Annotated in this window: 23 protein-coding genes; 12 read left to right on the top strand and 11 right to left on the bottom strand. The window is 63.5% G+C overall.

Annotated elements, in window-relative coordinates; all coding sequences use genetic code 11:
- Positions 1-2: 2 nt before the first annotated feature.
- A complete protein-coding gene (locus tag ONR57_RS00890; protein WP_265120930.1) occupies positions 3-308 on the bottom strand; it encodes a glutaredoxin family protein in 306 nt (101 codons plus the stop codon).
- Positions 309-528: 220 nt separating this feature from the next.
- On the bottom strand, positions 529-1,215 hold the full coding sequence (locus tag ONR57_RS00885; RefSeq protein WP_265120929.1) for a pyridoxamine 5'-phosphate oxidase family protein: 687 nt from the start codon (positions 1,213-1,215) through the stop codon (positions 529-531).
- Between the two features lie 69 nt (positions 1,216-1,284).
- On the opposite strand from ONR57_RS00885, the gene ONR57_RS00880 reads away from it, so the two are divergent.
- A complete protein-coding gene (locus ONR57_RS00880; RefSeq protein WP_265120928.1) occupies positions 1,285-2,667 on the top strand; it encodes a PLP-dependent aminotransferase family protein in 1,383 nt (460 codons plus the stop codon).
- A gap of 63 nt (positions 2,668-2,730) precedes the next feature.
- Positions 2,731-3,453: a haloacid dehalogenase type II gene (locus ONR57_RS00875; protein ID WP_265120927.1), complete on the top strand. Its 723-nt coding sequence runs from the start codon at positions 2,731-2,733 to the stop codon at positions 3,451-3,453.
- Positions 3,454-3,522: 69 nt separating this feature from the next.
- Here the strand turns inward: ONR57_RS00875 and ONR57_RS00870 are convergent, their stop codons facing one another.
- Positions 3,523-4,083, bottom strand: a complete 561-nt coding sequence (locus tag ONR57_RS00870) for a TetR/AcrR family transcriptional regulator (RefSeq protein WP_265120926.1) — start codon at positions 4,081-4,083, stop codon at positions 3,523-3,525.
- Between the two features lie 93 nt (positions 4,084-4,176).
- Between ONR57_RS00870 and ONR57_RS00865 the strand changes: the two genes are divergently transcribed.
- Positions 4,177-5,943, top strand: coding sequence for an ABC transporter ATP-binding protein (locus ONR57_RS00865; RefSeq protein ID WP_265120925.1), 1,767 nt, complete (start codon positions 4,177-4,179; stop codon positions 5,941-5,943).
- Between the two features lie 22 nt (positions 5,944-5,965).
- Positions 5,966-6,763 (top strand): NAD(P)H-binding protein, encoded by a 798-nt coding sequence (locus ONR57_RS00860; protein ID WP_265120924.1) that lies wholly within the window; start codon positions 5,966-5,968, stop codon positions 6,761-6,763.
- A 1-nt stretch (position 6,764) separates the two neighbouring features.
- On the opposite strand, the gene ONR57_RS00855 is transcribed toward ONR57_RS00860, so the two are convergent.
- Together ONR57_RS00855 and ONR57_RS00850 are read right to left on the bottom strand one after the other, a co-directional pair.
- Positions 6,765-7,697, bottom strand: coding sequence for a DUF368 domain-containing protein (locus ONR57_RS00855; protein WP_265120923.1), 933 nt, complete (start codon positions 7,695-7,697; stop codon positions 6,765-6,767).
- A gap of 133 nt (positions 7,698-7,830) precedes the next feature.
- Positions 7,831-8,262 carry a hypothetical protein gene (locus tag ONR57_RS00850; protein WP_265120922.1) on the bottom strand — a complete coding sequence of 144 codons (432 nt, stop codon included), beginning with the start codon at positions 8,260-8,262 and terminating at the stop codon, positions 7,831-7,833.
- Between the two features lie 90 nt (positions 8,263-8,352).
- On the opposite strand from ONR57_RS00850, the gene purT reads away from it, so the two are divergent.
- Both purT and ONR57_RS00840 read left to right on the top strand, forming a co-directional pair.
- Entirely contained in the window at positions 8,353-9,549 is a 1,197-nt protein-coding gene (gene purT / locus ONR57_RS00845) for a formate-dependent phosphoribosylglycinamide formyltransferase (RefSeq protein ID WP_279347309.1), read from the top strand.
- Positions 9,540-10,022 (top strand): DUF456 domain-containing protein, encoded by a 483-nt coding sequence (locus ONR57_RS00840; protein ID WP_265120919.1) that lies wholly within the window; start codon positions 9,540-9,542, stop codon positions 10,020-10,022. The genes purT and ONR57_RS00840 overlap by 10 nt, the downstream gene beginning before the upstream one ends.
- Positions 10,023-10,097: 75 nt before the next feature.
- Here ONR57_RS00840 and ONR57_RS00835 read toward each other — a convergent pair whose 3' ends face one another.
- A complete protein-coding gene (locus tag ONR57_RS00835; RefSeq protein ID WP_265120918.1) occupies positions 10,098-11,471 on the bottom strand; it encodes an FAD-dependent oxidoreductase in 1,374 nt (457 codons plus the stop codon).
- Between the two features lie 170 nt (positions 11,472-11,641).
- Between ONR57_RS00835 and ONR57_RS00830 the strand changes: the two genes are divergently transcribed.
- Both ONR57_RS00830 and ONR57_RS00825 read left to right on the top strand, forming a co-directional pair.
- On the top strand, positions 11,642-12,055 hold the full coding sequence (locus ONR57_RS00830; protein ID WP_265120917.1) for a rhodanese-like domain-containing protein: 414 nt from the start codon (positions 11,642-11,644) through the stop codon (positions 12,053-12,055).
- A 2-nt stretch (positions 12,056-12,057) separates the two neighbouring features.
- Entirely contained in the window at positions 12,058-13,251 is a 1,194-nt protein-coding gene (locus tag ONR57_RS00825; RefSeq protein WP_265121040.1) for an O-succinylhomoserine sulfhydrylase, read from the top strand.
- A gap of 4 nt (positions 13,252-13,255) precedes the next feature.
- Here the strand turns inward: ONR57_RS00825 and ONR57_RS00820 are convergent, their stop codons facing one another.
- Entirely contained in the window at positions 13,256-13,822 is a 567-nt protein-coding gene (locus tag ONR57_RS00820; protein WP_265120916.1) for a hemerythrin domain-containing protein, read from the bottom strand.
- A 207-nt stretch (positions 13,823-14,029) separates the two neighbouring features.
- Here ONR57_RS00820 and fgd point away from each other — a divergent pair, with 207 nt between their 5' ends.
- The 3 genes from fgd to ONR57_RS00805 all read left to right on the top strand — a co-directional run bounded on the left by fgd (position 14,030) and on the right by ONR57_RS00805 (position 18,409).
- Positions 14,030-15,046, top strand: coding sequence for a glucose-6-phosphate dehydrogenase (coenzyme-F420) (gene fgd, locus ONR57_RS00815; RefSeq protein WP_265120915.1), 1,017 nt, complete (start codon positions 14,030-14,032; stop codon positions 15,044-15,046).
- A gap of 89 nt (positions 15,047-15,135) precedes the next feature.
- The gene (pta, locus tag ONR57_RS00810; protein ID WP_265120914.1) at positions 15,136-17,208 is read left to right on the top strand and encodes a phosphate acetyltransferase; all 2,073 of its coding nucleotides are present in this window, start codon (positions 15,136-15,138) and stop codon (positions 17,206-17,208) included.
- 16 nt (positions 17,209-17,224) lie between these two features.
- Positions 17,225-18,409, top strand: a complete 1,185-nt coding sequence (locus tag ONR57_RS00805) for an acetate kinase (protein WP_265120913.1) — start codon at positions 17,225-17,227, stop codon at positions 18,407-18,409.
- A gap of 15 nt (positions 18,410-18,424) precedes the next feature.
- Here the strand turns inward: ONR57_RS00805 and ONR57_RS00800 are convergent, their stop codons facing one another.
- The 3 genes from ONR57_RS00800 to ONR57_RS00790 are packed head-to-tail and all read right to left on the bottom strand — an operon-like array spanning position 18,425 to position 23,306.
- Positions 18,425-20,851, bottom strand: coding sequence for a serine/threonine-protein kinase (locus ONR57_RS00800; RefSeq protein WP_265120912.1), 2,427 nt, complete (start codon positions 20,849-20,851; stop codon positions 18,425-18,427).
- Between the two features lie 20 nt (positions 20,852-20,871).
- On the bottom strand, positions 20,872-21,867 hold the full coding sequence (locus ONR57_RS00795; RefSeq protein ID WP_265120911.1) for a glutamate ABC transporter substrate-binding protein: 996 nt from the start codon (positions 21,865-21,867) through the stop codon (positions 20,872-20,874).
- Complete coding sequence (locus ONR57_RS00790; RefSeq protein WP_265120910.1) at positions 21,864-23,306, bottom strand: hypothetical protein; 1,443 nt, start codon at positions 23,304-23,306, stop codon at positions 21,864-21,866. The genes ONR57_RS00795 and ONR57_RS00790 overlap by 4 nt, the downstream gene beginning before the upstream one ends.
- Positions 23,307-23,498: 192 nt before the next feature.
- Between ONR57_RS00790 and ONR57_RS00785 the strand changes: the two genes are divergently transcribed.
- On the top strand, positions 23,499-24,392 hold the full coding sequence (locus tag ONR57_RS00785; RefSeq protein WP_265120908.1) for an NUDIX hydrolase: 894 nt from the start codon (positions 23,499-23,501) through the stop codon (positions 24,390-24,392).
- Here ONR57_RS00785 and thiE read toward each other — a convergent pair.
- Positions 24,378-25,052: a thiamine phosphate synthase gene (gene thiE / locus ONR57_RS00780; protein ID WP_265120907.1), complete on the bottom strand. Its 675-nt coding sequence runs from the start codon at positions 25,050-25,052 to the stop codon at positions 24,378-24,380. The two genes, ONR57_RS00785 and thiE, sit on opposite strands and share 15 nt — an antisense overlap.
- Positions 25,053-25,086 lie beyond the last annotated feature (34 nt).

The following is a 25,086-nucleotide window of genomic DNA, read 5'->3' as shown; positions in this document are numbered from 1 at the left end:
GGTCACTGGGCGACGGATAGGCTCCCGTGGGCTTTATCCAGCGGTGCGAAAAGTGCGGTATCGGCTGCGAAGCGGACGAGTTCATTGATCTCTTCCGGCCGGTAGCCGCACCAATGCTCGGGCTCAGCGAGCGTGTCGCGGACGTAGACGACGGGCAGCTCTGAGTAGCCGAGGGACTGAACCATGCGGGCCGCAGCCGCGTCCTCGGTGACGTCGTAAACCTCGTAGTGGACCCCGTACCTGTCCAGTGCCTTTTTGGTCCGGTGACAGGCAAGGGAGCCTGGGGATGTGTAGACGCCGACATGCATACGCTTCGCCTGACTTCAGAGTGTTCATTTCCATTCACAGTCGCGCGCACCTTCATTGTTGCGCTCGTCCGCTTCAGGTCTTGCAGTGACACGCCGCCGTTTGTCGTACTCAACAACAAAATGCGGCCTGCTTTGTTCAGTTTTAACTGTCAGGGACCTCTTGCACAACGGCTAGATAACGATTCTTCAATAATCCACAGAATCGTCTTACGACTCGCGCTCAGCAAATCACCCGAGACTTGTTTTGCGACCAACTGTTGATATATGCGGGTGCAGCGCGGTGCCGCCGCAGGTCAGGGCTCGGTTCGGCCGGTCCGAACACGGGTCGCATTGGGACTACCCCTGCCCAGTAATCGTCGGCTTCGACATCGGCGAGGTCATCCGCGGGTGGTCCTTGCCGAACCCTTACCGACGCTTCAGAAGTGTCAAGTTCGAGCACTTGTGTCTGGGCAAGCTCCTTTTTCGTGGGCGGTCGTGAATGCGTCCATAGGCCGGGAGTCACATGCTCGACGATGGTCTCGAGGGCGGCTAGCTTCTGCTCTCGCCCGGTAACCGCGCGGGCGTGCCCGTGAATGACAGCTGAGCGGAAGTTCATCGAGTGGTGCGCGGCGGCGCGGGCAAACACGACCCCGTCGAGGTGAGTCACCGTGAAACATACAGCGGCGCCGGGTGCACTTCCCTCACGCAAGCTGCGTGCCGCGCTCGAGCCGTGAATGTACACACTGTCGCCGTTGCGTCCGAATATGGTGGGGAGTACGAGCGGCGCGCCGTCGATGCAAACCGCGAGATGTCCGACTATTGCGTCATCGAGCAGCCGATAAAGCTCCCTCCGGTCCGTGCGGGTGCGGTCACGCCGGCGTGGCGTGCTGCGGGGAGTAGGTGAGAGCGGCGTATAACTCGTCGTCATAAGCTAACCTTCCCAAGCAGCAGTGGTGCTGTGCACGGGCCAATTCGCCGCTATTTCAGGGGGCCACTTATGCCGGTGGATTTACCCATAGCCATTGATCGATCGTCTGGCACGCCCCTGCCCGCGCAGGTGGTCTCTGAGGTTCATCGCCTCTGTACTGCCGGAGTGCTCAAGCTCGGTGACAAGCTGCCGTCAACCCGCGGGCTCGCAGATGCGCTGCGCGTCTCCCGCAACACTGTTGCGGCCGCATACGACCAGCTCATAGCTGAAGGCTGGGTTGTATCGAAGCACGGAGCCGGGACATTCATTGATGCACGTTCGCCGCAGCCGCCCGCCCCAGCGTCACGACCTGTTCAGGCCGCTGGTGAGTCAGAGACCGCACAGCTGATCCGGCTTGTGCCTGGCGCTGCGCTGCCGGGCGGGGTTGCGAAAGCAGCCTGGAGGCGCGCCCTCCGTGCGGCGGCCGACACCGCGGCTCAGCCCTGGCCGTGTGACATTGCTTTGCCGGAATTCGCGGACGTGGTGAGCCAGCAACTCATCCGGCACCGCGGGTACGCGCAGTCCGAGGTGTTTGCGACAGCGGGGACCGCCGCCGTGATCCATGAACTTGCGCTGGCAGCGGGGCGCTGCCTCCGTGTGGGCATTGAAAATCCGGGATGGCAGCGGGTTGCCCGTATCCTGCGGCGCTGCGGACATGAAGCCATACCCATTCCCGCGGATGAGGACGGGGCCACGGTGCCAACAGGAAAACTCGATGCCATCGTCGTGACGCCGGGGCATCAGTTCCCGGCGGGTGTACGTATGAGCGCGCCGCGCCGCAGCCAGCTGGTGGAATGGGCCCGGCGGCACGAGGCCTGGATCGTGGAGGACGACTACGACGGCGAAATCCGTTACGACTCAGCGCCGCTGCCGCTGTTGATCTCGCTCGCGCCCGACCGCGTCATCCATCTGGGGAGTTTCAGTAAGATTCTGAGTCCCGAACTCAGCACTGGATGGCTGCTGGCGCCAGCAAGCGTCATGGCGGTGTTGCGTGACCATCGAGTGCGCACCGGCTTCCGTCCCGCTGTGCTTGGACAGCGGGTGATCGCCGCATTGGGCGTGCACGGAGACCTTGATCGGCACCTCAAGCGTGTGCGTACTGAACTGGCGTGGCGGCGTGACGCACTCCTCCGATCCCTTGGCGCCGGGCGAGTCACTGGGGCGTCGTCCGGCTCACACGTCGTTGTGCCCGTACCGTCTCGCCTCGCTGCGCCGATTGCGGCGAAACTGGAGCGTCAGGGAGTGCTGGTCCACACCCTGGCGCACTACTGGTCTGGGGCGGGGGAGCCGCCGGGCGGACTTGTCCTCGGGTATGCCGGGGTGAGTAGGGACGATCTTCAGCGCGGTCTGGCTGCGGTGAAAGCCGCCCTCGACTTCCCAAATCCACCTGCGTACGTCAACCAGAACCCGTGAAATCACGAGGTTTTGCTTGACCTGCATAGGCGGATTGGGGCGGTGGAGTGCGAAGCTGGGGCGATGAAGGCGCTCATGTTTGATGTCCAGGGGACGGCCACCGACTTCTACACACCCGTCCTTTCCGCCCTCGAAGAGGCAAGTGGCGGGCGCAGCCCGGAGACGGACTGGGGCGCGTTCGTCAACGAGTGGCGGTCGATGTATTTCGAAGCGGTCGATGATATCCAGCAGTCCCGGGACGACTGGGTGAGCGTCCACGCCGTTTACCGCGCAGCGCTTGATGAGCTCCTCATGGCGTACAGCATCACCATTTTCAGCGATGAGGAGTGTGAGAAGCTCGCTGGTGCCTGGCAGACGCTCACGCCGTGGGACGACGTGGTGCCAGGAATTCGGCGCCTTAACGAGCGATTCGTGACGGCGACGCTGTCGAATGCCGATGTCTCCGCGGTTGTGCGGATTTCTCGTAGCGGGGGCATCCCGTGGAACGTGATCTTCGCGGCCGAGATGTTTGGGACGTTCAAGCCACATCCGCGTATCTACCTCGAAGCCGCGCGGTTTCTCGGCCTGCCGCCGAAAGACATCATGATGGTCGCGTCCCATAAGTACGACATCCGGGCAGCGGCAGCACTCGGCTTTCGGACAGCGTTCGTCGCTCGGCCGCACGAGTACGGTCCCAGCGTGCACGCAGACACAAAGTTCGAAGATGAGTTCGACATCAATGCGCGGGACTTCCTCGACCTGGCGGACCAGCTAGATTGCCCGCCCCTCCCCAATTCATCTGTGTAAGTCAACGGAAACCCCCGAAATCGAGGGGTTTTGGATGACTTACGGAGGCAGATTTGGGAGACGGAGAGATCAATCCGGGGTTACCGCCCGACGAAGACTCGTCACCGCCTGGCTGAGTACCGCAAACGCTGGGCCTTGATTGCGATTCACGAGATCGATAGAGGTGTAGAGCAGCGCCCAAATGAGGTTCTGCACCCACTCAGGGCTCAGTTCCGGGTCGATTGTGCCGTCGCGGTGCCCGCGCAGAACGACGTCGATCAGTTCCTGGTCGACGTCGCCGTGCTGGGCCCACTCCTCTTCCTCATAGACGCCCGGCGTCAGCAGCAGGACCTTCAGCAGATCACCGATTTCGAAGTAACTTTGGAGCAAGCGCACGACCGCCTCGCGTCCGGTGTCTCGCTCCAGCCGGGCCTGATGGGTGGCGTCGGTGATCGCGCTCACTGCTCTCGTGCTGAGTTCTTTGATCAGGGCAGCACGATCGGGGAAGTACCGGTGCAGAGTGGTCCGCCCAACCTGTGCCGCCTCGGCGATCTCGCCGAGCGATGCGGTCGGGCTGGTGGCGAGGACGCGGATCGCAGCGTCGACGATTGCCTGCTGCGTTCGAACCCGGCTCCCGGATGTTGTCTGCACACGTCATAGTGTAAAGGCTTCTCAAAGCGGAACATGTCATCTCTGTAAGGTAAATTGATTGACCCTAATGGAACAATAGTGTTCCATTGGGGTATGACTTCGTTCGGTAAAGAGGAGCGCTGGAGCAACCTGCGCGTGTTGATCGCGTTCGCACGCCCCCAGTCACGCGCGCTAGCTCTGGGGTTGCTACTTGCCCTCGGTGGCTCAGCGGCAGAACTCGCGACGCCGATGATCACCAAATGGGTGCTGGATTCCCTGGAGGCAGGCGTCTCCCTCCGGGCGCCGATCCTCGCACTGCTCGTATTGCTGGTGCTCGGTGCTGCCTTTGGGTGGGGGCAATGGGTCGTACTAGGCTCCGCTGCGGAGCACGTTGTGTTCGGTGCGCGCACCACGCTGATCGGCCGGTTCCTCGGCGCAACAGTCCCGGCGCTGCAGAAACGAAGCGTCGGAGAGTACGTGACCAGGACGACGTCGGACACTGTACTGCTTCGGGAAGCCGCGTCATCATCAATCGTCGGCATCATCAACGCCGTGGTGCTCGGCATTGGCACGCTGGTGATGATGGCGGTGCTCGACCTGACCTTGCTCGCGACGACGGCTGCGGCAATCACCGTCGTCATCGTGATGTTTGGGGTCCTGATGCCGCGGATCGCCGTCGCGGAGGCGAAGACGCAGGAATCTGTTGGCCGGCTCGGCGGACTTATCGAAGGCAGCTTGCGTGCGATCCGCACCGTCAAAGTGTCACGCGCTGAACAGCGCATCTTGCAGCGCGCCCGCGGCGATGCGGAGGACGCACGGACGCATTCGATTACGGCGGTGAAAGTCACGGCCACGGCGTGGACCATCGCCTGGACCGGTGTGCAAGCTGCGGTCATCGTGATCCTCGGCTTCGGGGCGTGGCGGGTAGGGCAGGGGGAGCTATCCGTCTCGACGCTCATCGCCTTCCTGCTCTACGCGTTCACCTTGCTCGGCCCGGTCTCCGAGCTCGCGCAGAACGTCTCGTCGCTACAGTCCGGGATCGCCGCTGCCGTGCGGATCCGGCAGATGGACGCCCTTACTCAGGAGACTGAACATGCAACGACTGGCCGTTCGATAGCGACACCAGCCGGTGTGCGCGGCGGGCGGGGGATCGTCGAACTCGACGACGTCACGCACCGCTACGACGGCGCCGCGAGCAATGCGCTGGAGAAGGTCACGCTGACAGTCCCGCGGCGCGGTCATCTCGCGATCGTCGGCCCCTCAGGGGCAGGAAAGACGACCCTTGTCTCGCTTCTGCTGCGCCTGCTTGAACCAGCCAGCGGATCACTCAGTCTCGCGGGGCGCGAATACGGGACACTGTCACACCGCGAGATCCGCGCCCACATGGCCTACGTCGAACAGGACACGCCAGTAATTCCGGGCTCGGTGCGGGACAACGTCGCTTTCACCTACCCGGACGCCGCTGATGAGGAGATCTGGCTGGCGCTGGAGCGGTTGCGCCTCGCAGATGTCGTGCGGGAACTCCCGGATGGTCTTGACACAATGCTCACCGCCTCGTCGCTCTCTGGCGGACAGCGGCAGCGCATCGCGATGGCTCGGGCAATTCTCCGCCCCGCTGATCTCCTCATTCTCGATGAAGCAACTGCTCAAGTGGACGCTTTGACGGAAGCCGCGATCGTCAGTTGTGTCGAGGAGATCGCGCGGGAGCGGTCGGTCGTCACGATTGCTCACCGGCTGTCCACGGTTCAGCATGCTGACGAGATCATCGTCCTGGCCGACGGGGTGATCCGTGCCCGTGGGACGCACGATGAATTGCTCCGCACCGATGAGTTGTACCGCGGACTGGTGACCGCAGCCCAGCTCGAAGGGGCCACTGTTTAGCCGAGTAAGGGAGGATCAACAGATGACAATTCTCGTGACCGGAGCTACCGGAGGGATCGGGAGGCTCGTCGTGGACGCACTGATACGGCGCGGCGCCACCGGCATCCGCGCGCTGACAGTTAATCCGGAACGGGCGCAGCTGCCGCCTGGGGTCGAAGTCGCACGCGGCTACGTGGGGAAACCCGAGACGCTCTCTGCCGCGCTCGAAGGGGTCGAGCGCATGTATCTCGCGCCGGTCCCAGAGACTGCAGCTCAGGCGCTGGAGGTGGCCCGGACCGCTGGTGTCTCCCGTGTCGTCGATCTCTCTGGCGGCGGCCACTGGCAGGAGATGGCAGACGCCGTGGAGGCGTCCGGTATCCCGTGGACACACCTAGGACCCGGTGAGTTCATGTGGAACTTCGCGATGTGGGCTGACGAAATTCGCGCGGACGGCGAGGTACGTGACCCGCACCCCGAGGCAGCCAACGCCCCGATCGATGAAATCGACATCGCTGACGTTGCGGCGGCCGCCCTGCTCGAGGACGGGCATGTGGGCAAGTACTACGACATGACGGGCCCCGAAACGCTCACTCGCGCGCAGATGCTCAGCCACATCGCTGCAGCCCTCGGACGCGACATCCCGATGGTGAAGATCAGCCGGGAGGAAGCAATCGAGCGGCTGCGGCCCGGCATGGGGGAGTTTGCGGAGTGGTTCGTCGACACTCATGGGGAGCTCGTCGGCAATCCCCAGCAGCCTTCCGGTGTGGTCGAGGAGATCCTCGGGCGCCCCGGCACGACGTTCGCCGCATGGGCGCGGCGCAACGTCGCACAATTCCGGTAGCTTACTGAACGATCGCGCCCGGCTCGTGCTCACGCGTTGCGTGCCGGTGCGCGACTATCAGAATGCCAATAACGATCGCCATGCCAAGCAGAATCAAACCCGACGTGGCGACAACATTGTCGGTGGGGGCGAGGATTTCGCGGCGCTCCTCTTCCCACGGCTGCCACGGCCACAGCGCCCGCAGTGACCCGAGCAGCAGACCTGTCATGACGACCAGCGTCAGATGGTGGTAGTGCTCGAGCAGCCACTGCAGCAGTTTTACGAACAGCGACAGGCCGATGACGGCGCCGAACGCGAACAGTGCGAGATATCCAAAGTCGCGTTCGTTCACGGCGTTAATCGTCACGGTGTACATGCCAAAGGCCAGCAGCATGAACGAGCCCGAAACACCCGGGAGCACGAGCGCGCAGATGGCGACCGCTGCCGCGCCGATGATGAGCAACGGGTTGGGATCGGTGATCTCGGTTGGTGGCAACCCCGTGAGGAAGAACGCGGCCGCTGCGGCGAGGAATGCCACGCCGTAGTTCGCCGCAGTCCAGGGCCGCCCCGAGCCGGTGTACGGAACCCAGAGGGAGGCCAGCACAAGCCCGAAGAATAGGGCGAACGAATACTGCGGGTAGTTCTCCACGAGCGGAGCGACGACGCGGGCAGCAACGACAAGCATCACAGCCATCCCAGCCAGGACGCCGATCACGAGTTGCCAGTGCACTCGCCGGAACTCGGTGAGAGCGCGCTCGCTGCCTTTACCGCGCGGAAGGTCAGTGGCGGCGATCCGAATGCCGCTTACCGCGTGCCCAGCGGACGTGATCAGTCGGTCGTAAATGCCCGTGATCAACGCGACCGTGCCGCCGCTGACTCCGGGGATCACCTCCGCGGTGCCCATGAGACCACCGCGGGCGACATTCAACAGGTGGGTGCCCGTACCGTTCGACATGGCGTCTAGGGTATGCGGCGAGCGGCGGAATCGGTGGGATGTGTGTCACGCACAGCCCCGGCGACGCGGTCATATACCCGCTTTGGCCTGTCGCACCTGCGATTTCGTCCGCTGTGACGTCTAGCTCAGCTGGCTAGAGAAACTGGCTGCTGAGGAAACCAGCGAACAGGATCGCGAACCCACCGATCTCCACGGCGATCAGCGCGAACATGAATGCGTGAGTACCGCGGACCGGTGCGGCGAACTGATTGTCCGTGTCTTGCCGCCAGCCGTGAACGGCGTACGTCGTGATCGCCGCGACGAAGAAGAACACCACTGCCAGCACGCTCGCCAGGTTGACCGCCGTCGGCCATGCGCTGAGTTCCGCAAACGGCGCGAGCAGCAAGGTGGCGAATGCGTACATCAGGGCGGCGCGATGCGCGATGTCGACGTACGGGTGGGCTTGATGGCGGGGCGACTTCGCAATTTGCGCATACTTCCACACGCCTAACACGAGCGCGCCCAGAAAGATGAGGCCCGCCGCTGTGAGGGCCACTTGTGTCTCGAGTGCAAGCTGGATTTCCATCACCCTGAAAATAACTCACCGGGCCTCACATCCACGCACCACAGGCGCTAGTCTCGACACGTCGATGTGGCCGTCGCGGAGGAGTCAACGTTGATCATCGGAACGCCCCTTAGTCAGCGCACCACGCGTGTCATGCTGCTTGGCGCCGGCGAACTGGGCAAGGAAGTGATCATCGCTTTCCAGCGGCTTGGGATCGAAGTGGTTGCTGTGGACCGGTACGAGAACGCACCCGGCCATCATGTGGCGCACCGCGGGCACGTCATTGACATGACGGACGCGGACGCACTGCTCGCGCTCATCGAGCGGGAGCGCCCAACGTACGTCGTGCCGGAAATCGAGGCGATAGCGACGGGCACCCTCGCTGAGGTGGAGCGGCGCGGTCTCGCAGAAGTCATCCCGACGGCGCGCGCCACGCAGCTCACGATGAACCGTGAGGGCATCCGCCGTCTCGCGGCTGAAGAACTGGAGCTGAAGACGTCTCCGTACGCATTTGCGGATTCCTTCGCTGAACTGGAGGAGGCGGTCCAGCGGATTGGCTACCCATGCGTGGTGAAGCCCGTCATGTCGTCGTCCGGCAAGGGTCAGTCGGTCGCGAGCGATCCTGACATGCTGAAGTCTGCCTGGGATTATGCGATGGCGGGCGGACGTGTGAAGGGCGGCCGGGTCATCGTCGAGGGCTTCGTCGACTTCGACTACGAAATCACACAGCTGACTGTCCGTGCCCTGGACGAGGGTGAAACGCGAACGTACTTCTGTGAGCCGATCGGCCATAAACAGGAGCGCGGCGACTACGTCGAGTCGTGGCAGCCACACCCGATGTCCCAGGCTGCGCTGGCCGCTGGGCGGGATATCGCGGAGAAAGTGACCACTGCGCTCGGTGGACGCGGCATCTTCGGAGTCGAACTGTTTGTCGCTGGCGATGACGTGTACTTTTCTGAAGTCAGCCCCCGCCCACACGACACAGGACTGGTTACCCTGGCGACGCAGCGCCTCTCCGAATTCGAACTGCATGCGCGCGCGATCCTGGGCTTACCTGTTGATGTGGCTTTGCGCTCGCCAGGCGCTTCTGCGGTGATTTACGGGGGCGTTGATGCGAAGACCGTCCGTTTCGAGGGGGTGCCGCAAGCGCTCGCAATGCCCGGCGTGGATGTGCGGCTTTTCGGGAAACCGGAAAGCTATGAGTTCCGGCGCATGGGGGTGGCTGTCGCGAGTGCTGACACTGTGGACACGGCCCGGAAGCTGGCGCGTGACGCGGCAGCTTGCGTGAAAACAATCGCATGGGGCTGACTGGCGAGATTGTTGTCGCCCTCGTCATCGCGGTCGGCATCGCCGGCATTATCTTGCCGGTGCTGCCTGGCGTGTTTGTCGTCTTCGGTGCGATCTTGGTGTGGGCGCTGGTCGAGGGCACGCAGACGGGCTGGATCGTGCTCCTCGTCGCCACTGCTTTTCTGGTCGTGACCGGTGTGTTGCAGTACCTTTGGCCGGGCCGGTCTCTGCGTGCGGCCGGGATCCCGATGCGATCTATTGTCGCCGGGCTGGTGGCGGCGGTGATCGGTTTCTTCGTGATTCCGGTGATCGGCCTGTTCATCGGGTTCATTGGCGGTACTTTCCTGGCCGAGGCGGCGCGGATGCGAGAGCCCAGCGCGGCATGGCACGCGACGATTCACGCTACCAAGGCTGTTGTGGTGTCCACGCTGATTCAGCTGCTCGGTGCGCTGGCGGCAGCGGCCACGTGGGTGATCGGCGCGTGGGTGATCTGACTGCGCTCCGCCAAACAAAACACCCGCTCTGCGCAGAGCGGGTGTTTTGTGCGTAAAGCGGGAGGTTGCGGAAAGTCAGCCTTCGGCACCGCTGGCGCGGAGCATTTCGTCGCGTTCGACGACTTTGATCCGTTCGCGGCCGTGCGGCTCGCCAAGTGAGCGCTCGTGCGCGTCCAAGCGGTACCAGCCGTCCCACGTGGTGTAGGGGACACGCTGCTTGTCGAGGAACTCGATGATGTCATCCTTGCCAGGATATTCAGGGGTATCGAGATTCGGAATGTCCTCGATGAGGCAGGCAATCGTTTCGTTGGCGTCACCCTTGGTGTGGCCGATCAAGCCGATCGGGCCGCGCTTGATCCAGCCGGTGACGTAAATCCCGTTGAGCGGCTCGCCGTTGTCACCGATGACGCGGCCGGCTTCGTTCGGCACGGTTCCTGCTTGCTCATCAAACGGCAGCTTGGCGATGTTCTCCGACAAGTAACCGACCGCGCGGTAGACGGCGCCTACTTCCCATTCGTTGAACTTGCCGGTGCCGCGGACATTGCCGGTGCCGTCGAGTTCGGTGCGCTCGGTGCGTAGCCCGACAACCTTGCCGTCTTCGCCGAGGATCTCGGTCGGGTTCTCGAAGAAATGCAGGTAGATCTTGTTCGGCAGGCCCTGCGGGTCACGGATCGCGTAGTCCTGAATGATGTTCGCGACCTGATCGACGATCTTCGATGAGCGGCGCGCCACCTCGGACGCCTCGTCGTAGTCGATGTCTTCGGGATCGACAATCACTTCGACATTCGGCGAGTGGGACAGTTCTTTGAGTTCGAGTGGCGTGAACTTCGCCTGGGCGGGCCCGCGACGGCCGAAGACGTGAACCTCGGTGGCCTTGTTCGTCTTCAGGCCTTCGTAAACGTTGTGCGGGATCTCGGTCTCGAGCAGTTCGTCGGCGGTCTTGGCGAGCACCCGGGCCACGTCGAGGGCCACGTTGCCGACGCCGAGGACAGCGACTTTCTCCGCGTTGAGCGGCCACTCGCGCGGCACATCAGGGTGTCCGTCGTACCAGGACACGAAATCGGCGGCGCCGTAACTGCCGTCAAGTCCGATACCGGGGATACTCAGCGCCCGGTCCGCGTTCGCGCCTGTCGCGAAAATCACAGCGTCGTAGTACGAGTGCAGCGTGCCGAGGTCGATGTCGGAGCCGTAGTCGACGTTGCCGAACAGCCGGACCTCGGGCTTGTCCAGCACCTTATGCAGCGCGGTGATGATGCCTTTGATGCGCGGGTGGTCAGGCGCGACGCCGTAACGGATCAGCCCGAACGGCGCAGGCATCCGTTCGAAAATGTCGATGCTGACCCCGCGATCGGACGCGACATCTGATTTCATCAGGGCATCTGCGGCGTAAATACCGGCCGGGCCGGAGCCGACGATCCCCACACGCAAGGGCCGATTCTGGTCAGTCATCGTCAAGCGCTTTTCCTCGTTCCGAAGCGGACAGTCGACTGATCAGTGTAGATTAGATCCTTGGGTTGCGGCACTGCACGTTAGTATCGCCATACTTGCTCCGCAGCTCCGGCTCACAATTTTCGCGCCCTAATGTGCATCACCTGCCCTCCGTATGAAACCCTGTAGAGGTGAGCTACGCAGGTGATTTGACCCCTGAACAGGCCTGGGAACTGCTGCGTGATAATCCGCAGGCAGTGCTTGTGGATGTACGCACCCAGGCAGAGTGGAACTACGTAGGTGTGCCCGATATCTCATCTTTGGGTAAGCGCACCGTCCTTGTGGAGTGGCTGAAGTTCCCTTCTGGGGCACGCAACGCGGATTTCCTCCATGAGCTCACGGCGGCAGGAATCACACCCGAACAGCCCATCGTGTTCATCTGTCGCTCCGGGCAGCGCTCGATCGGCTCTGCCCAGCTTGCGACGTCGGCGGGGCTGGGGCCGTCGTACAACATGCTCGATGGCTTCGAAGGCGCGCTCGACGAGGACGGCCACCGCGGTAAAGCGGGCTGGCGCGCGCTCGGATTTCCGTGGAGGCAGTCGTGAGCATGCCGCCGCGCCGGGAACTCCCGGACACTGTGCGCCCTGACACTATCGCGGTGCGCGGTGGTCTCACCAGATCGGGATTCGAAGAGACAGCTGAAGCGATGTACCTCACCTCGGGGTACGTCTACGAGTCAGCAGGTGCCGCGGAACAGGCGTTTATCAACGGTGACCGCTACGTGTACTCCCGCTACGGCAACCCGACTGTGGCGATGTTCGAGGAGCGGCTGCGGCAGCTCGATGGTGCTGAAGCGTGCTTTGGCACCGCGAGCGGCATGGCTGCCGTTTTCGTCTCGCTGGGGGCGCTGCTGAAGGCGGGGGACCGGCTGGTCGCGGCGCGCAGCCTGTTCGGCTCGTGCTTTGTCGTGTGCAACGAAATCTTGCCGCGCTGGGGGATAGAGACCGAGTTCGTCGACGGCGAGGATCTCGATCAGTGGGAGCGCGCGCTCTCGAAACCGGCTGACGCAGTGTTTTTCGAGACGCCCGCGAACCCCATGCAGACGCTTGTCGACGTGCGGCGAGTCAGCGAGATGGCGCATGCCGCAGGAGCGAAAGTCGTGCTCGACAACGTCTTCGCGACACCGCTGCTGCAGCGCGGATTCGAGCTGGGCGCGGACATCGTTGTGTATTCGGGCACGAAGCACATCGACGGTCAGGGACGTGTGCTTGGCGGCGCGGTGCTGGGGCCGAAGGAATACATCGACGGCCCCGTGCAAACGCTGATGCGCCACACGGGACCGGCCCTGAGCCCGTTCAACGCGTGGGTGATGCTAAAAGGCCTGGAAACCCTCGGAATCCGGGTGCGGCAGCAAACCGAATCGGCGCTGAAGATTGCCCGTTACCTCGATGAGCATCACGCGACGCGCTGGGTGCGGTACCCGTACTTGCCCTCGCACCCGCAGCATGACCTAGCGAAAAGCCAGATGCTCGGTGGTGGCACGGTCGTCACATTCGAACTTGACGCGCCGGACGGCAAGGCGAAGGCGTTCGAGGTACTCGACAAACTGAAGGTCATTGACATCTCGAACAACCTAGGGGATTCAAAGACTCTCATCACACACCCGGCCACAACCACCCACCGGGCCATGGGGCCGGAAGGGCGGGCCGCGATCGGTGTGTCAGATGGAGTTGTGCGCATCTCGGTGGGTCTCGAGCACGTCGATGACCTGCTAGACGACCTCGAGCAGGCACTCAAGTAGCGCGCTAGTCCCGGCCGCGTCCGGTAAGGCTGTCGCGCAGGCGGTCCAGCAGTCCGGTCGCGGGCCCGGCGAGCCTGTTTGCTGGCGGCTCGTCGGGGGCGCTGGGGTGCGGCCTGGTCGGCGCTTTGCCTTTCACACGCTCCACCCTGCGGCCGAGCTCGACGAGTTCGGCCGGGCTGAATATTTGGCGCATGTGCGGGAAGATCTCGTTCTCTTCTTCCGCCACGTGCGCGCGAACTTCTCGCATAAGCAGCACAAGCTGGGCGTCGAAGTCGGGGTCGTCAGCGTCGAGGCTGTCGAGAATGTGCATGGTTTCTTCGGCCTCGGCGTGCTCGTGCTTGGCCCGCTCGGCCTCTTCCGCGCTGACCTTCTCTTTTACCGCCGGATAGACCTCCGTCTCCTCGGCAACAGAGTGACGGACGAGTTCAATGATCACTTTATCTGCGAGAGTTTTGCGCCGTGTCGCGTTATCTCGAGTATTGGGCAGAGATTCGAGTTCGGAGAACATCTCCTCGACTGCGCGGTGGTCGTGCATCAGGATCTCGATGACGTCGCGCTGCTGTTCACTCACTGCAGAGCTTCCTTTCCTGGGCTGCCGGGCGCGCTGCTGTACAGGCGTGTCTGCGTTCCGGTCCGGCTACCCGCGACACCTCGCGGGAAACCGCTGTCGTGCCGTTGAGTGCGGGTTCCCGGGTTTTCGCACGTCTAGGCTGAGGAGGGGCGCGGTGATCAGCGCCGAACCCGTTGACATGATGTGCGCATGACTAAGGAGCTTTGAGTGTTGAAGTTGGGTTACAAGGCTTCGGCCGAACAATTCGCCCCGCGCGACCTCGTCGAGTTCGCTGTCTATGCCGAGCAGCGCGGCCTGGATTCCGTCACGGTGAGTGACCATTTCCAGCCATGGCGCCACACCGGCGGGCACGCGCCGTTTTCCCTCGCTTGGATGACGGCGGTCGGTGAGCGCACCAACCGTGTTCTCATCGGCACCTCGGTCATGACGCCCACCTTCCGCTACAACCCCGCGGTGATCGCCCAGGCCTTCGCAACGATGGGAGTGCTCTACCCGGGACGCATCATGCTCGGTGTCGGTACTGGAGAAGCGCTCAACGAAATCGCGACGGGCTTCAACGTCACCGACGACCATCCGTGGCCCGAGTTCAAGGAGCGCTTCGCGCGGCTGCGCGAAGCTATTCGTCTCATGCGGCAACTGTGGACGGAAGACAACGTCACATTCGAGGGCGACTACTACCACACGGTGGATGCCACGATTTACGATCGCCCTGAAACACCGATTCCCGTCTATGTGGCGGCGGGCGGGCCGGTCGTCGCCAAGTACGCGGGCCGCGCGGGGGAGGGCTTCATCTGCACCTCCGGTAAAGGGATGGAACTTTACACTGACAAGCTGATTCCGGCGGTCAGCGAGGGTGCGAGTGCTGCGGGCCGGGATGCCGCGAGTATCGACAAGATGATCGAGATCAAGATCTCGTACGACACCGATTACGGCCAAGCGCTCGAAAACACGCGCTTCTGGGCCCCACTTAGCCTCACTCCGGAGCAGAAACATTCCGTGTCGAGTTCAGCTGAAATGGAACGCCTTGCCGATGAGTTGCCGCTCGAGCAGGTCGCGAAACGGTGGATTGTGTCCGCCGATCCCGATGACGCGGTGAAGCACATCGCTCAGTACGTCGACGCTGGGCTCAACCACCTGGTGTTTCACGCCCCAGGGCACGATCAGAAGCGCTTCCTCGACCTGTTCGAACGGGATCTCGCACCGCGGCTGCGTGAACTCGGGTAGTGGCACGTCGCGAGCGCACCCAGGTGTCGCCGCCCGAATCGCGGTGCTAAGCGAGCGCTGACGCTGCGAATGACGTAAGAATGGGGCTTATGCCGTCGAGTGTGTACATCGCAGCCCCATCGGGAGACACAGGTAAATCAACGATCGCTTTGGGGGTGCTGCATCTTCTGGGGACGACGGCGGCGCGGGTGGGAGTTTTCCGCCCGGTAGCCCGCTCCAGCCAGGAGAACGACTATCTGCTGGAGATGCTGCTCCAGCACACCACTGCGGATCTCAGCTATGAGCAGTGCATCGGTGTCACTTACGGCGACGTGCACAACGACGCGGACGGCGCGCTGTCGGAAATTGTTCGCCGCTACCACGTTGTGGCCCAACAGTGTGATGCCGTGGTTATCGTCGGATCGGACTACACCGACGTCGAGAGTCCCACGGAACTGACCTTCAACGCGCGGGTCGCGGTCAACCTGGGTGCACCGGTCATCCTCTCGCTGACCGGCCGTAACCGGGATCCTGAGACGATCCGGCAGGCAGCGGACCTGTGTCTCGCTGAACTGCGTGCTGTGAAAGCGCATTCGGTTGCGATTATCGCGAACCGGTGCGATCCTGCCCGGCTCAATGACGTGAAAGAGACGCTCGAGAGGACCGGTGTCGCTGCATGGGCGCTGCCTGAAGTTCCGCTGATGGTGGCACCCACAATGCAGGAACTGCTAGATGCGCTGAGCGGTGAACTGTACTCCGGAGACGGCGAGCTGCTGCAGCGCGAAGCTACGTCGGTGCTGGTCGGTGCGATGACCGCTGAGCACCTGCTTGAGCGGCTCAAAGAGGGTGCGGCAGTGATCGCACCTGCTGACCGCTCTGACGTCCTCTTATCCCTCGTTATGGCGCATGAGGCGGAGGGGTTTCCGTCATTGGCGGGCATCATCTTCAACGGCGGGCTGCTGCCACACAAAAGCATCGCGCGGCTCGTGGAGGGGCTGCGGCCGAAACTGCCGATCATCAAAACCGACTACGGAACTTTCCAGACAGCGAGCATCGCCGCGGAGACACGCGGGCGCGTTGGTGTTGGCTCCCAGCGCAAGGTGGACACGGCGATCGGGCTGATGGAAAGACATGTCGACGGTGCTGAGCTGATTGACCAGCTCAGACTAGAGATGCCCTCGGTGGTGACACCACAGATGTTCGAATACCAACTGATCGACCGCGCACGAGCTGAGCGCAAACACATCGTCCTCCCCGAAGCGAGTGACGACCGGATCCTGCGGGCAGCGAGCCGCCTGCTGCAGCGCGATGTCGCTGACCTGACGCTGCTCGGTGAGGAGGGGCCTGTTCGCAAACGCGCTGCGGAACTAGGTCTTGACCTGGGTGCGGCCGAAGTGATCAACCCGGCGACGTCGGAGCTGCTGGAGACGTTCGCAACGGAATACACGGGGCTGCGTAAACACCGCGGCATGACGTCCGACCGGGCGCTCGAACTCATGGTAGACGTCGCGTACTTCGGCACGATGATGGTGCATATGGACATCGCGGATGGCATGGTGTCCGGGGCGGTTCACACGACCGCGCACACCATCCGTCCAGCGTTTGAGGTCATCAAAACAGTCCCCGGGTGCTCGACTGTGTCCAGCATTTTTCTTATGTGCCTGGCGGACAAGGTGCTCGCCTACGGCGACTGCGCTGTGGTTCCGGTCCCAGACGCCGGCCAGCTCGCCGACATCGCCATCTCATCCGCGGAGACGGCCGCGCAGTTCGGGATCGACCCGAAGGTGGCGATGCTGTCGTACTCGACGGGGGAGTCCGGTTCGGGTGCGGACGTCGAAAAGGTGCGCGAGGCAACCCGCTTGGTGCGGGAACGCCGCCCGGACATTCTTGTGGACGGGCCAATCCAGTACGACGCCGCAGTTGAGCCGTCGGTCGCGAGGTCGAAGATGCCGGGCTCCCCCGTCGCCGGGCAGGCAACGGTGCTGATCTTCCCCGACCTGAACACCGGCAACAACACGTACAAGGCGGTGCAGCGCAGCGCTGGCGCTGTCGCGATCGGGCCGGTGCTGCAGGGACTGAACAAACCGGTCAACGATCTCTCCCGCGGCGCGCTGGTGCAGGACATCGTCAACACGGTTGCGATCACTGCAATCCAGGCTCAAGCCATCACCGCAGCGAAGTAAGCAGTAAGGTCAGCCCGTGGCAGTCCTCGTCATCAACTCTGGCTCCTCCTCCATCAAATATCAGCTCGTAGAACCCGACGACGGTGCAATTGTGGCGTCCGGGCTGGTCGAACGAATCGGTGAGCCCGAGGGGCGAATCGAGCATTCGGATCGCGCTGGTTCCACCGAAACGACCGAGCCGATACCGGATCACCGGGCGGGCTTGCAGCTCGCGTTCGCAATGTTCGCTCGCGGCGGCGCTCCCCTCGAATCGCTCGGCATCACCGCTGTCGGGCATCGAGTCGTCCATGGCGGCAAGGTGTTCACCGAACCGACAGTCGTCACGGACGCCGTGATAGCGGAAGTCGACAAGCTATCCGCACTGGCGCCGTTGCATAATCCCCCGAATCTGCTTGGTATCGAGGTAGCGCGGGCGCTGCTGCCGGATGTGCCGCACGTCGCCGTGTTCGATACGGCCTTTTTCCAGACGCTGCCCCCTGCGGCCAGCACCTACGCGATCGACGCAGAACTCGCCAAGAAGCACGGCGTGCAGCGATACGGCTTTCATGGCACGTCACACCAGTACGTCTCGCAGCAGGTCGCAAGTTTTCTGGGCCGTCCGGGAAGCGAACTCAACCAGATAATTCTGCACCTCGGCAACGGTGCGTCCGCGTCAGCTGTGCGAGGTGGCGTCGCCGTCGACACGTCCATGGGGCTGACACCGCTCGAAGGGCTCGTCATGGGTACGCGGTCCGGTGACATCGATCCTGGAATTTTGCTGCATCTGCGTCGTTCCGCGGACATGACAGTGGATGACCTCGATGCGCTGCTCAACCGCCACTCCGGGCTGAAGGGTCTCTCTGGCGTCAACGACTTTCGCGCTCTCAGCGAGCTTGTTGCGGCAGAGGACAAGCAGGCGGCACTCGCGTACGACGTGTATGTCCACCGGCTGCGCAAATACATTGGGGCGTACCTGGTGGCGCTGGGCCGGCTCGACGTCATAACGTTCACCGCGGGCGTTGGCGAGAACGCGCCACAAGTGCGGGCTGATGCTCTCGCGAACCTGGCAGAGCTCGGGATTGTGGTCGATGCGGCAGCGAACGAGCGGCGCGCGAAGGGGCCGCGAGTGATCTCGGCGCCGGAGAGTAAGGTAGCCGTCCTTGTCGTCCCAACGAACGAAGAACTTGCGATTGCCCGGGCCGCCGCGGAACTCTCAGGTTGAGCGGGATCTGACCGCCTAGAACAAGCTGCGTGGACGGATCGCGTTCGCGAGATCGACGAGCCGATAACGGTGCCGCCGTTCGGGTGCATTGCGGGCGAGGATTCGCAGCGCGCGCTCGGTGCTGCCGCGCAGTGCTTCCTGGTTCAGCGTCACCCCGAGAAACGGTTCCGGGAAGCGAGCATGGTTGCCGGAACGCACCCAATCCAGCGCCACTCCAAGGACGACAACCCGCATCTGTAGTGAACGCCGCTCGGTTTCCGGAACCATTTCGACGCGCCGCGCCGCCTCACGCAGCTCGAGTTCGTTGATGCTCTCCACAGGCCGGCCGCCAATCAGCGCCATTACGCTGGACAATCGCGCCACGTTATAGTGACGCGAACTCAGCGGCACCTGGTCGAGCGCTGCGACCGCACCAGCCCGGTTCCCGGCGTGGACAAGCTGCCGGGCGAGCCCAAACGCGGCGCTTACGATGTTGCGGTCGGTGCGCCATACGCTTCGGTAGTAGTCCTCGGCAAACTTGTGCCATACCGCATCGTCTTCGGTTTCCCAGTGATCGAGGATCAGTTCAGCGGTCGCGGCAAGCGCGACCTTCGGGGCGGACTCGCCAGGCAGCGCCGAAAGAACCGCTTCGAAGTTGTCGAACGCCGCGCGAAATTCGCCCGCTAGCAGGTCGGTGAAGGCGCTGTACCAGTCGAGCCGCCAATCTGGTACTGCACGTTTGCGCAGTTCCCCGATGATTTCGCGTGCTTGCTCGGGTTCACCGAGGTCGATGTGTGCGCGGATCTCTGCCAGCGGCACGGCCATGCTGTCTTCGAGAACGGCAGCGTTCTCACCGGCCCCATCTTCATGATCGAGTTCTTCGCGTGCCGACTCTCTTATTTTGCGGATCGACTCCAAGATTTCGCTCGGATCGCTCGCTGCGGTCGCTGCAAGCATGCGTGCCGCCGGATCCGCCGGGTCGATCAGTGGCAGCGGCAGTGCAGCCACAACATCCCGCGCTTCCACATGCATATCGCGGAAGTGCCCGTCGACGTACACGTCGGTCTGCCGAACAGCCTGTTCGGTGCCAAACGCTGTGCGCTGCGGCGTGAACATGGTCGACATCCCGGCATGCGGTTCGCCCCGTTTCTGGGCGAGCACTTCGCGCAGCACGCCTGCGAGTTGCCACGACATTTCATCCGCTGAGACGAAGCGGCGCGCAGGGTCCGGGTTCGTAGCGCGAAGGAGCAGCCGGTAGTAAAACTCGTGTTCGCGGAAGAGCGGCTCCTGATCGGCTGTCGGTATCCCAGGCTTGTACACGCCGTTCTCTGAGGGCAATCGCGTCGTTAGCGCTGCAAGGGTGCGCCCGGCGGTGTAGATGTCGGACGCAACGGTAGGCCCGGTGCGGGCGAGTTCAGGTGCCTGGAAGCCGGGCGTGCCGAAGATATACCCGTAGCTTTCGATAGCAGCGACAGCCCCGAGATCGATCAGTTTGATGCCCTCGTCGGTGATCATCACGTTGTCTGGTTTGAGATCGTTGTACGTCAAACCGAGCGCATGCAGATAGCCGAGTGCCTGCAGAACTTCCTGGACGAGAACGATGGCGTGTTCGATGGGCATGCAAGCGCTGGTGTCGCCAGTTTCCTTGCGCCTGTTGTGCACGAGGTGACGCAACGTCGTTCCACCGACGTACTCCATGACGATGTAGCCGATGGTCTCGCCGCTGCGGTTGACGTGTTCGACGAAGTTATAGATCTTGACGATGCTCGGGTGGGATACTTCGGCAAGAAAGCGCCGCTCGGCCATCGCGACAGCCTGCGCTTTCGCGTCACCCGAGTGCAGCAATCCCTTCAGGACAACCCAGCGATCCTCGACGTTGCGGTCGATCGCGAGGTAGATCCAGCCAAGACCGCCGTGTGCGAGGCACCCTTTGATCTCGTACTGCCCCGCGATGATGTCACCCTCACTCAGCAGTGGTGTAAACCAGTACGGCGTCCCGCAATTGGCGCAAACACCGTCTGGTTCCCCCTTTTCCCCACCGTCGGACCGTCCGACTGGCTGGCCGCAGTTGCGGCAGTAGCGCTTGGACTCGGGAACCGCGGGACTTTTCAGGATCGCGGACGCGGGGTCGATCGGCGGCGCCGCGGGAATTTCCACAAGACCCCCACCGAGGCGAAGGGTACCCCCGGTGCGGGTTCGCACGAACCGGCCGCTCGTTCGGGACATCCCGCCAGTCGTCACTACAGTGGCCGACGTGACGTCGCTGGTGGTGGCGTTGCCTCTCGCGGGCGGGACGAAAACGGTGCCACCGGCGGTCATCGTTTCGGGCTCTACATGCACGGCCTGTGTCCGCTCATCCATCTCCGGGAGGTTCCGGCCGCCCGCACCGACCGCCTGGGTGGCTGGGTACTCGCCGGGCTCTTCCGCCGCGTCGCGGTCGCCTGCTGAGTTGTCGTCTGTCATGCCAGGTCCCCTCAGTCCAGTCAGTCCCGGTACCGGGCAGGCGGTGGCCCAGGCGAGGGGCCGAGCACGGAGAGCCAGCGCTGATACAGCTCGTTCCAGGTGCCGTCGGTGCGAATCCGTTCGAGCGTATTGTTCACGAAGCGCACGAGATCCGTGTTGGTCAAATTGACCCCGACCCCGTACGGCTCGGAACTGAGGAATCCGCCAACGATTTCGAGATAAGGATCCTGTGCGTTCAGTCCGGCGAGAATTGAGTCGTCGGTGGAAATCGCATCAGCCTGTCCCTGTTGCAGGGCGACCAGGCAGTCAGCCCACGCTGGCACGCCGAGAATCTTCGCATCCGGCTGCAGCCGCTGTATTCGTGCGAGTGAGGTGGTGCCGCGCACGACGCACACGGTGCGATCGGCGAGGTCTTCGACACTGTCGATGCCGGATCCGCTCACGGTAAGCAGCCGTTGGTAAGCCTGGAAGTAGGAGGTCGAGAATTCGACGCGTTCACGCCGTTCGCATGTGATCGTCATCGTTTTGACGACGACGTCCACCTGTGACGTCTCGAGGGCAGGGATGCGCTGCGCAGACGTGAGGATCTCGAACTCGACGCGGTCGGGGTCACCGAAGATGTCCCGGGCGATTTCCCGGGCGATGTCCACGTCGAAACCTACAAGGTCACCAGTGATGGGGTCACGGAAGCTGAAGAGGTTGCTGCCCGCGTCAAGTCCCACAATGAGCCGGCCACGTTCGTAAATCTCCGAGACCGGGTTTTCGGGTGGAAGCTCACCCGGCGGGGGATTTGGTTCTGGAGGCCGCAGGCTCGCGGTGGGATCACAATCGAGGCTGGGCGGCGGTTCGACCTCGTCGGGGTGGGGCACGATCTCCGCACCGCTGGGCTGTGGCAGCGGCGGGTATGTCGGCGGAACACCGGGTGCTGGGTCTGGCAGCGCGCATCCCGTGAACGTCAGTACTGCCGCCACCGCCACCGCAGCGACTGAGCTAGCGCGTCGTGTGAATCGCATCATTGGTACTCCCGCAGCCGTGGCCATACTCCCGCCGCGATCGCGAGCCCAGCGGCGACGGAAAGCCCGAGTACACCGCCGGCAGCGAAGACCAGCGCGGTCCGCGCCCGGATAAGTGCGCTTCTCAACTCTGCCCGGGTGTCGGTAATCCCTTCCTGCAGTGCATCGTCGAGCGCAGCGAAACTTGCTGTGGAACCGTCCGTCCCGGGGCCCACGGCGATATTTGCGGCTTCAAGATGGTCACCAGCACTGTAGAGCGCCGACATCCGGTCGTGCGTGGTGACCCAGTCTTCGTTCGCGGTGATAGCGTCGTCGATCGCGCTGCGGCCGACCGTGACGCGAGCGTCGTCGTGGAGGGCGGTAAGGCGCTGCGTCAGCGTTGCTGATGTGTTCCGGAAGCTGGCTTCGATCTCGGCGGCTTCACCACGCCGCGCGAGCCCCAGGGTCTCGTCTGAGCGAGCCTGCTGGGCGAGTATGCGAACCGTCGCGAGCGCTTCGAGCGGCCGCGCTCCCTCATCGGCTGCGCGGGTAGCTTCAGCACGCGAATACAGCCCGACTGTCAGCAGCCACACCAGCACCAGTGTCATCAGCAAACTGCCGATCAGCCATCCCGCGTTGATTGTGCGCTGCGTCTTCCGGGACAACCGGAACTGCGCCGCCACCAGTGCGACGATGACGAGGAACACCGCGAAGACCGCCAGCAGCGGCGGTCTGATGAAGGTGTCGTGGCCGTCGGAGATGCGGGCAGCTTGCGTACGGTAAAGGTCTTCGGAGCGCGGCAGCACTTCCGTGCGCATCAGATGTGAGGCCTCGTTGAGGTACGCGGCACCAACCGGATTTCCCACGCGATTGTTGGCGCGCGCGGTCTCAATGAGACCGGTGTAGATCGGTAGTTGCATCGCGATCTCAGCGAGGAGCCGCTGGGCGCGCGTGTTTTCCTCGCCAACCTGTGAAGACGCGTTAACCAGCGAGCGTGCGGCATCGCGTGCCGCGTGGATGTAGCGGGTGCGGACGTCATCCGGTTCGATACCGCCGAAAACGAACGCGGTGCTCGCGGCAGCATCGGCGACGGACAGGGCGGTGTAGAGCTCGAGCGCGGAGTGGGCGATCGGCTCGGTGCTGCTGATCATCGTGTCAAGCTGATCCTGACGCGCGCTGATCGAGGTGGCGGTTATCGCGCCAGCGCTGACACACATCACGATCAGGACGAATGCGGCGATTACCAGCTTGCCGGGGCTCGACGTCGCCAGGTCTGTGACGAGGTTCGCTTGCGTGGGGTAGTAGCGCGCATAGCGATTGCGGCTGACCGGTTTGCTGGCCTTCGGCATCAGCCACTCTGGTGTGGCCGCCTCCTCTGGTGGTGCAGCGGATGGGTCGATACCAAAACGATTGAAGCCGAACGACGCGGGCTCGTGCTTTTGCGCGCCTGGCGTCTTAGGCATCGCGCAGCACCTCCCGCAGAGCTAGTCACAAGACTCACACCATGTCGTATATCTTTCATCTTCTCTCGTGTGGCCGGCATTACGCCCAACCGGGGGTCGTGTCGCGATCGTGATGTTTCGGTGGCCACCGCATTACTGTGGTGGGAGGAGGCTCCCGGAGGCGGGATCGCGGGCGGTGATTGAGGTGGAGCTATGCGCGGCGACGGCGACGGCTGGGTGGTAGGCAGTGATGGGGCGCGGCGCTGGGGCAAACACGGCGCGGCCGGTTTACTGCTTCGAGCGCCCGGCGCGGGCGGCGGTTCGGTGGTGTTGCTGCAGCATCGGGCGCATTGGAGCCATCAGGGCGGAACGTGGGCACTGCCCGGTGGTGCGCGCGATAGCCACGAAACCGAGGTGACTGCCGCGATCCGGGAGGCGGGCGAAGAGGCCGGGATCGAGCCAGACCGGATCCGTGTGCGGGCTGCGGTTACGACGGCGGGTGGCGTCTCCGGCTGGACATATACCACCGTCGTCGCGGATGCCGACACCGAACTGGAAACCATTGCGAATGGTGAAAGCCTCGACCTGAAATGGGTGCCCGAATCCGAGGTGGCCGGCTTTCCGCTGCACACGGGCCTCGCCGCAAGCTGGCCGACGCTCGAAGCGAGGCCGCTCCGGCTGATCGTCGACACCGCAAATGTGGTCGGTGCGCGGCCGAACGGGTGGTGGCGTGACCGGGTGGGGGCCACGCGCGCGCTCGCGCAGGAACTCGCCACCGCACTGCCGCGGACCGTTGCGCTGAAGACTGGCGGATTTTGCTGGCTGACTAGTCTCGAGTTCGTGCTTGAGGGGCGGGCTGGCGAGATCGCCGACCTCCCGGCCGGTCGCGTCCATCGCGCTGCCGCCAGTGGTGACGACGAAATCGTCCGGCTGTGCGAAGAGTCTGCACACGCTGAGACAGTCGTGCACGCCGTTGCTACCGCGGACCGGGGACTGCGGTCGCGCTTGCCCGGCCATGTTCAGACGCTCAGTCCCTCTGAGGTGTTGTCCTGGCTGGACGAAGCAGACGATGCGCGGCCTGGCTCGGACCTGTCAGCCAGCGGCTAGCAAGGCCGCCTTGATGCGCGCCGCGGCTGCGTGCGGATCGTCAGCCTGCGTGATTGCGCGGACCACCACGATGCGGGTGGCGCCGGACCCGAGCACTTGCGGCAAGCGTTCCTCATCGATTCCGCCGATCGCGAACCACGGCCGCATTGGTGTGTGATCCGCGGTCGCGCGGACCAGGGCGAGTCCGGCCGCCGCGCGGTCCGGCTTGGTCGGAGTTGTCCAGCAAGGCCCGACGCAGAAGTAGTCGACACCCTCTTCGATCGCGGCATCCCGGGCTTGATCTATGTCGTGCGTCGAGCGGCCGATTACAGGCCGGTCGCCGAGGATTTGCCGCGCGTAGTGAACAGGCAGATCGTGCTGCCCGAGGTGGAGTATGTCTGCCCCAGCGGCCAGGGCGATGTCAGCACGATCATTCACGGCAAGGAGCGCCCCGTGCCGGTTCGCCGCTGCGCCGAGCACCGCGAGTGCGGCGATCTCCTGCTGCGCTTCGAGTGGGCCGAACTTCCGCTCACCTTCGGAGTTTTTGTCCCGAAGCTGAATGATGTCTACACCGCCAGCGAGTGCGGCCTCCGCGAACTCCGCGAGATCACCTTTCTCGCGGCGCGCGTCGGTGCAGAGATACAGGCGGGCTGAGCGAAGTCGTTCACGCGGAGATTCCACATTGTTGACCGTATCGGGCTACGGTGGAGATGTC

The organism is Hoyosella sp. YIM 151337 (genome assembly GCF_026041215.1).
Lineage (GTDB): Bacteria > Actinomycetota > Actinomycetes > Mycobacteriales > Mycobacteriaceae > Hoyosella.
Note: the sequence above shows the minus strand (reverse complement) of the source record. Positions and strands in the feature narration are given on the sequence as shown.

What these genes read in the sequence shown, in the direction of transcription:
- ONR57_RS00890 (WP_265120930.1), bottom strand. Translation starts at nt 308, where the DNA reads ATGCATGTCGGCGTCTACACATCCCCAGGCTCCCTTGCCTGTCACCGG.
- ONR57_RS00885 (WP_265120929.1), bottom strand. Translation starts at nt 1,215, where the DNA reads ATGACGACGAGTTATACGCCGCTCTCACCTACTCCCCGCAGCACGCCA.
- ONR57_RS00880 (WP_265120928.1), top strand. Translation starts at nt 1,285, where the DNA reads ATGCCGGTGGATTTACCCATAGCCATTGATCGATCGTCTGGCACGCCC.
- ONR57_RS00875 (WP_265120927.1), top strand. Translation starts at nt 2,731, where the DNA reads ATGAAGGCGCTCATGTTTGATGTCCAGGGGACGGCCACCGACTTCTAC.
- ONR57_RS00865 (WP_265120925.1), top strand. Translation starts at nt 4,177, where the DNA reads ATGACTTCGTTCGGTAAAGAGGAGCGCTGGAGCAACCTGCGCGTGTTG.
- ONR57_RS00860 (WP_265120924.1), top strand. Translation starts at nt 5,966, where the DNA reads ATGACAATTCTCGTGACCGGAGCTACCGGAGGGATCGGGAGGCTCGTC.
- ONR57_RS00855 (WP_265120923.1), bottom strand. Translation starts at nt 7,697, where the DNA reads ATGTCGAACGGTACGGGCACCCACCTGTTGAATGTCGCCCGCGGTGGT.
- ONR57_RS00850 (WP_265120922.1), bottom strand. Translation starts at nt 8,262, where the DNA reads ATGGAAATCCAGCTTGCACTCGAGACACAAGTGGCCCTCACAGCGGCG.
- ONR57_RS00840 (WP_265120919.1), top strand. Translation starts at nt 9,540, where the DNA reads ATGGGGCTGACTGGCGAGATTGTTGTCGCCCTCGTCATCGCGGTCGGC.
- ONR57_RS00835 (WP_265120918.1), bottom strand. Translation starts at nt 11,471, where the DNA reads ATGACTGACCAGAATCGGCCCTTGCGTGTGGGGATCGTCGGCTCCGGC.
- ONR57_RS00825 (WP_265121040.1), top strand. Translation starts at nt 12,058, where the DNA reads ATGCCGCCGCGCCGGGAACTCCCGGACACTGTGCGCCCTGACACTATC.
- pta (WP_265120914.1), top strand. Translation starts at nt 15,136, where the DNA reads ATGCCGTCGAGTGTGTACATCGCAGCCCCATCGGGAGACACAGGTAAA.
- ONR57_RS00800 (WP_265120912.1), bottom strand. Translation starts at nt 20,851, where the DNA reads ATGACAGACGACAACTCAGCAGGCGACCGCGACGCGGCGGAAGAGCCC.
- ONR57_RS00795 (WP_265120911.1), bottom strand. Translation starts at nt 21,867, where the DNA reads ATGATGCGATTCACACGACGCGCTAGCTCAGTCGCTGCGGTGGCGGTG.
- ONR57_RS00790 (WP_265120910.1), bottom strand. Translation starts at nt 23,306, where the DNA reads ATGCCTAAGACGCCAGGCGCGCAAAAGCACGAGCCCGCGTCGTTCGGC.
- ONR57_RS00785 (WP_265120908.1), top strand. Translation starts at nt 23,499, where the DNA reads ATGCGCGGCGACGGCGACGGCTGGGTGGTAGGCAGTGATGGGGCGCGG.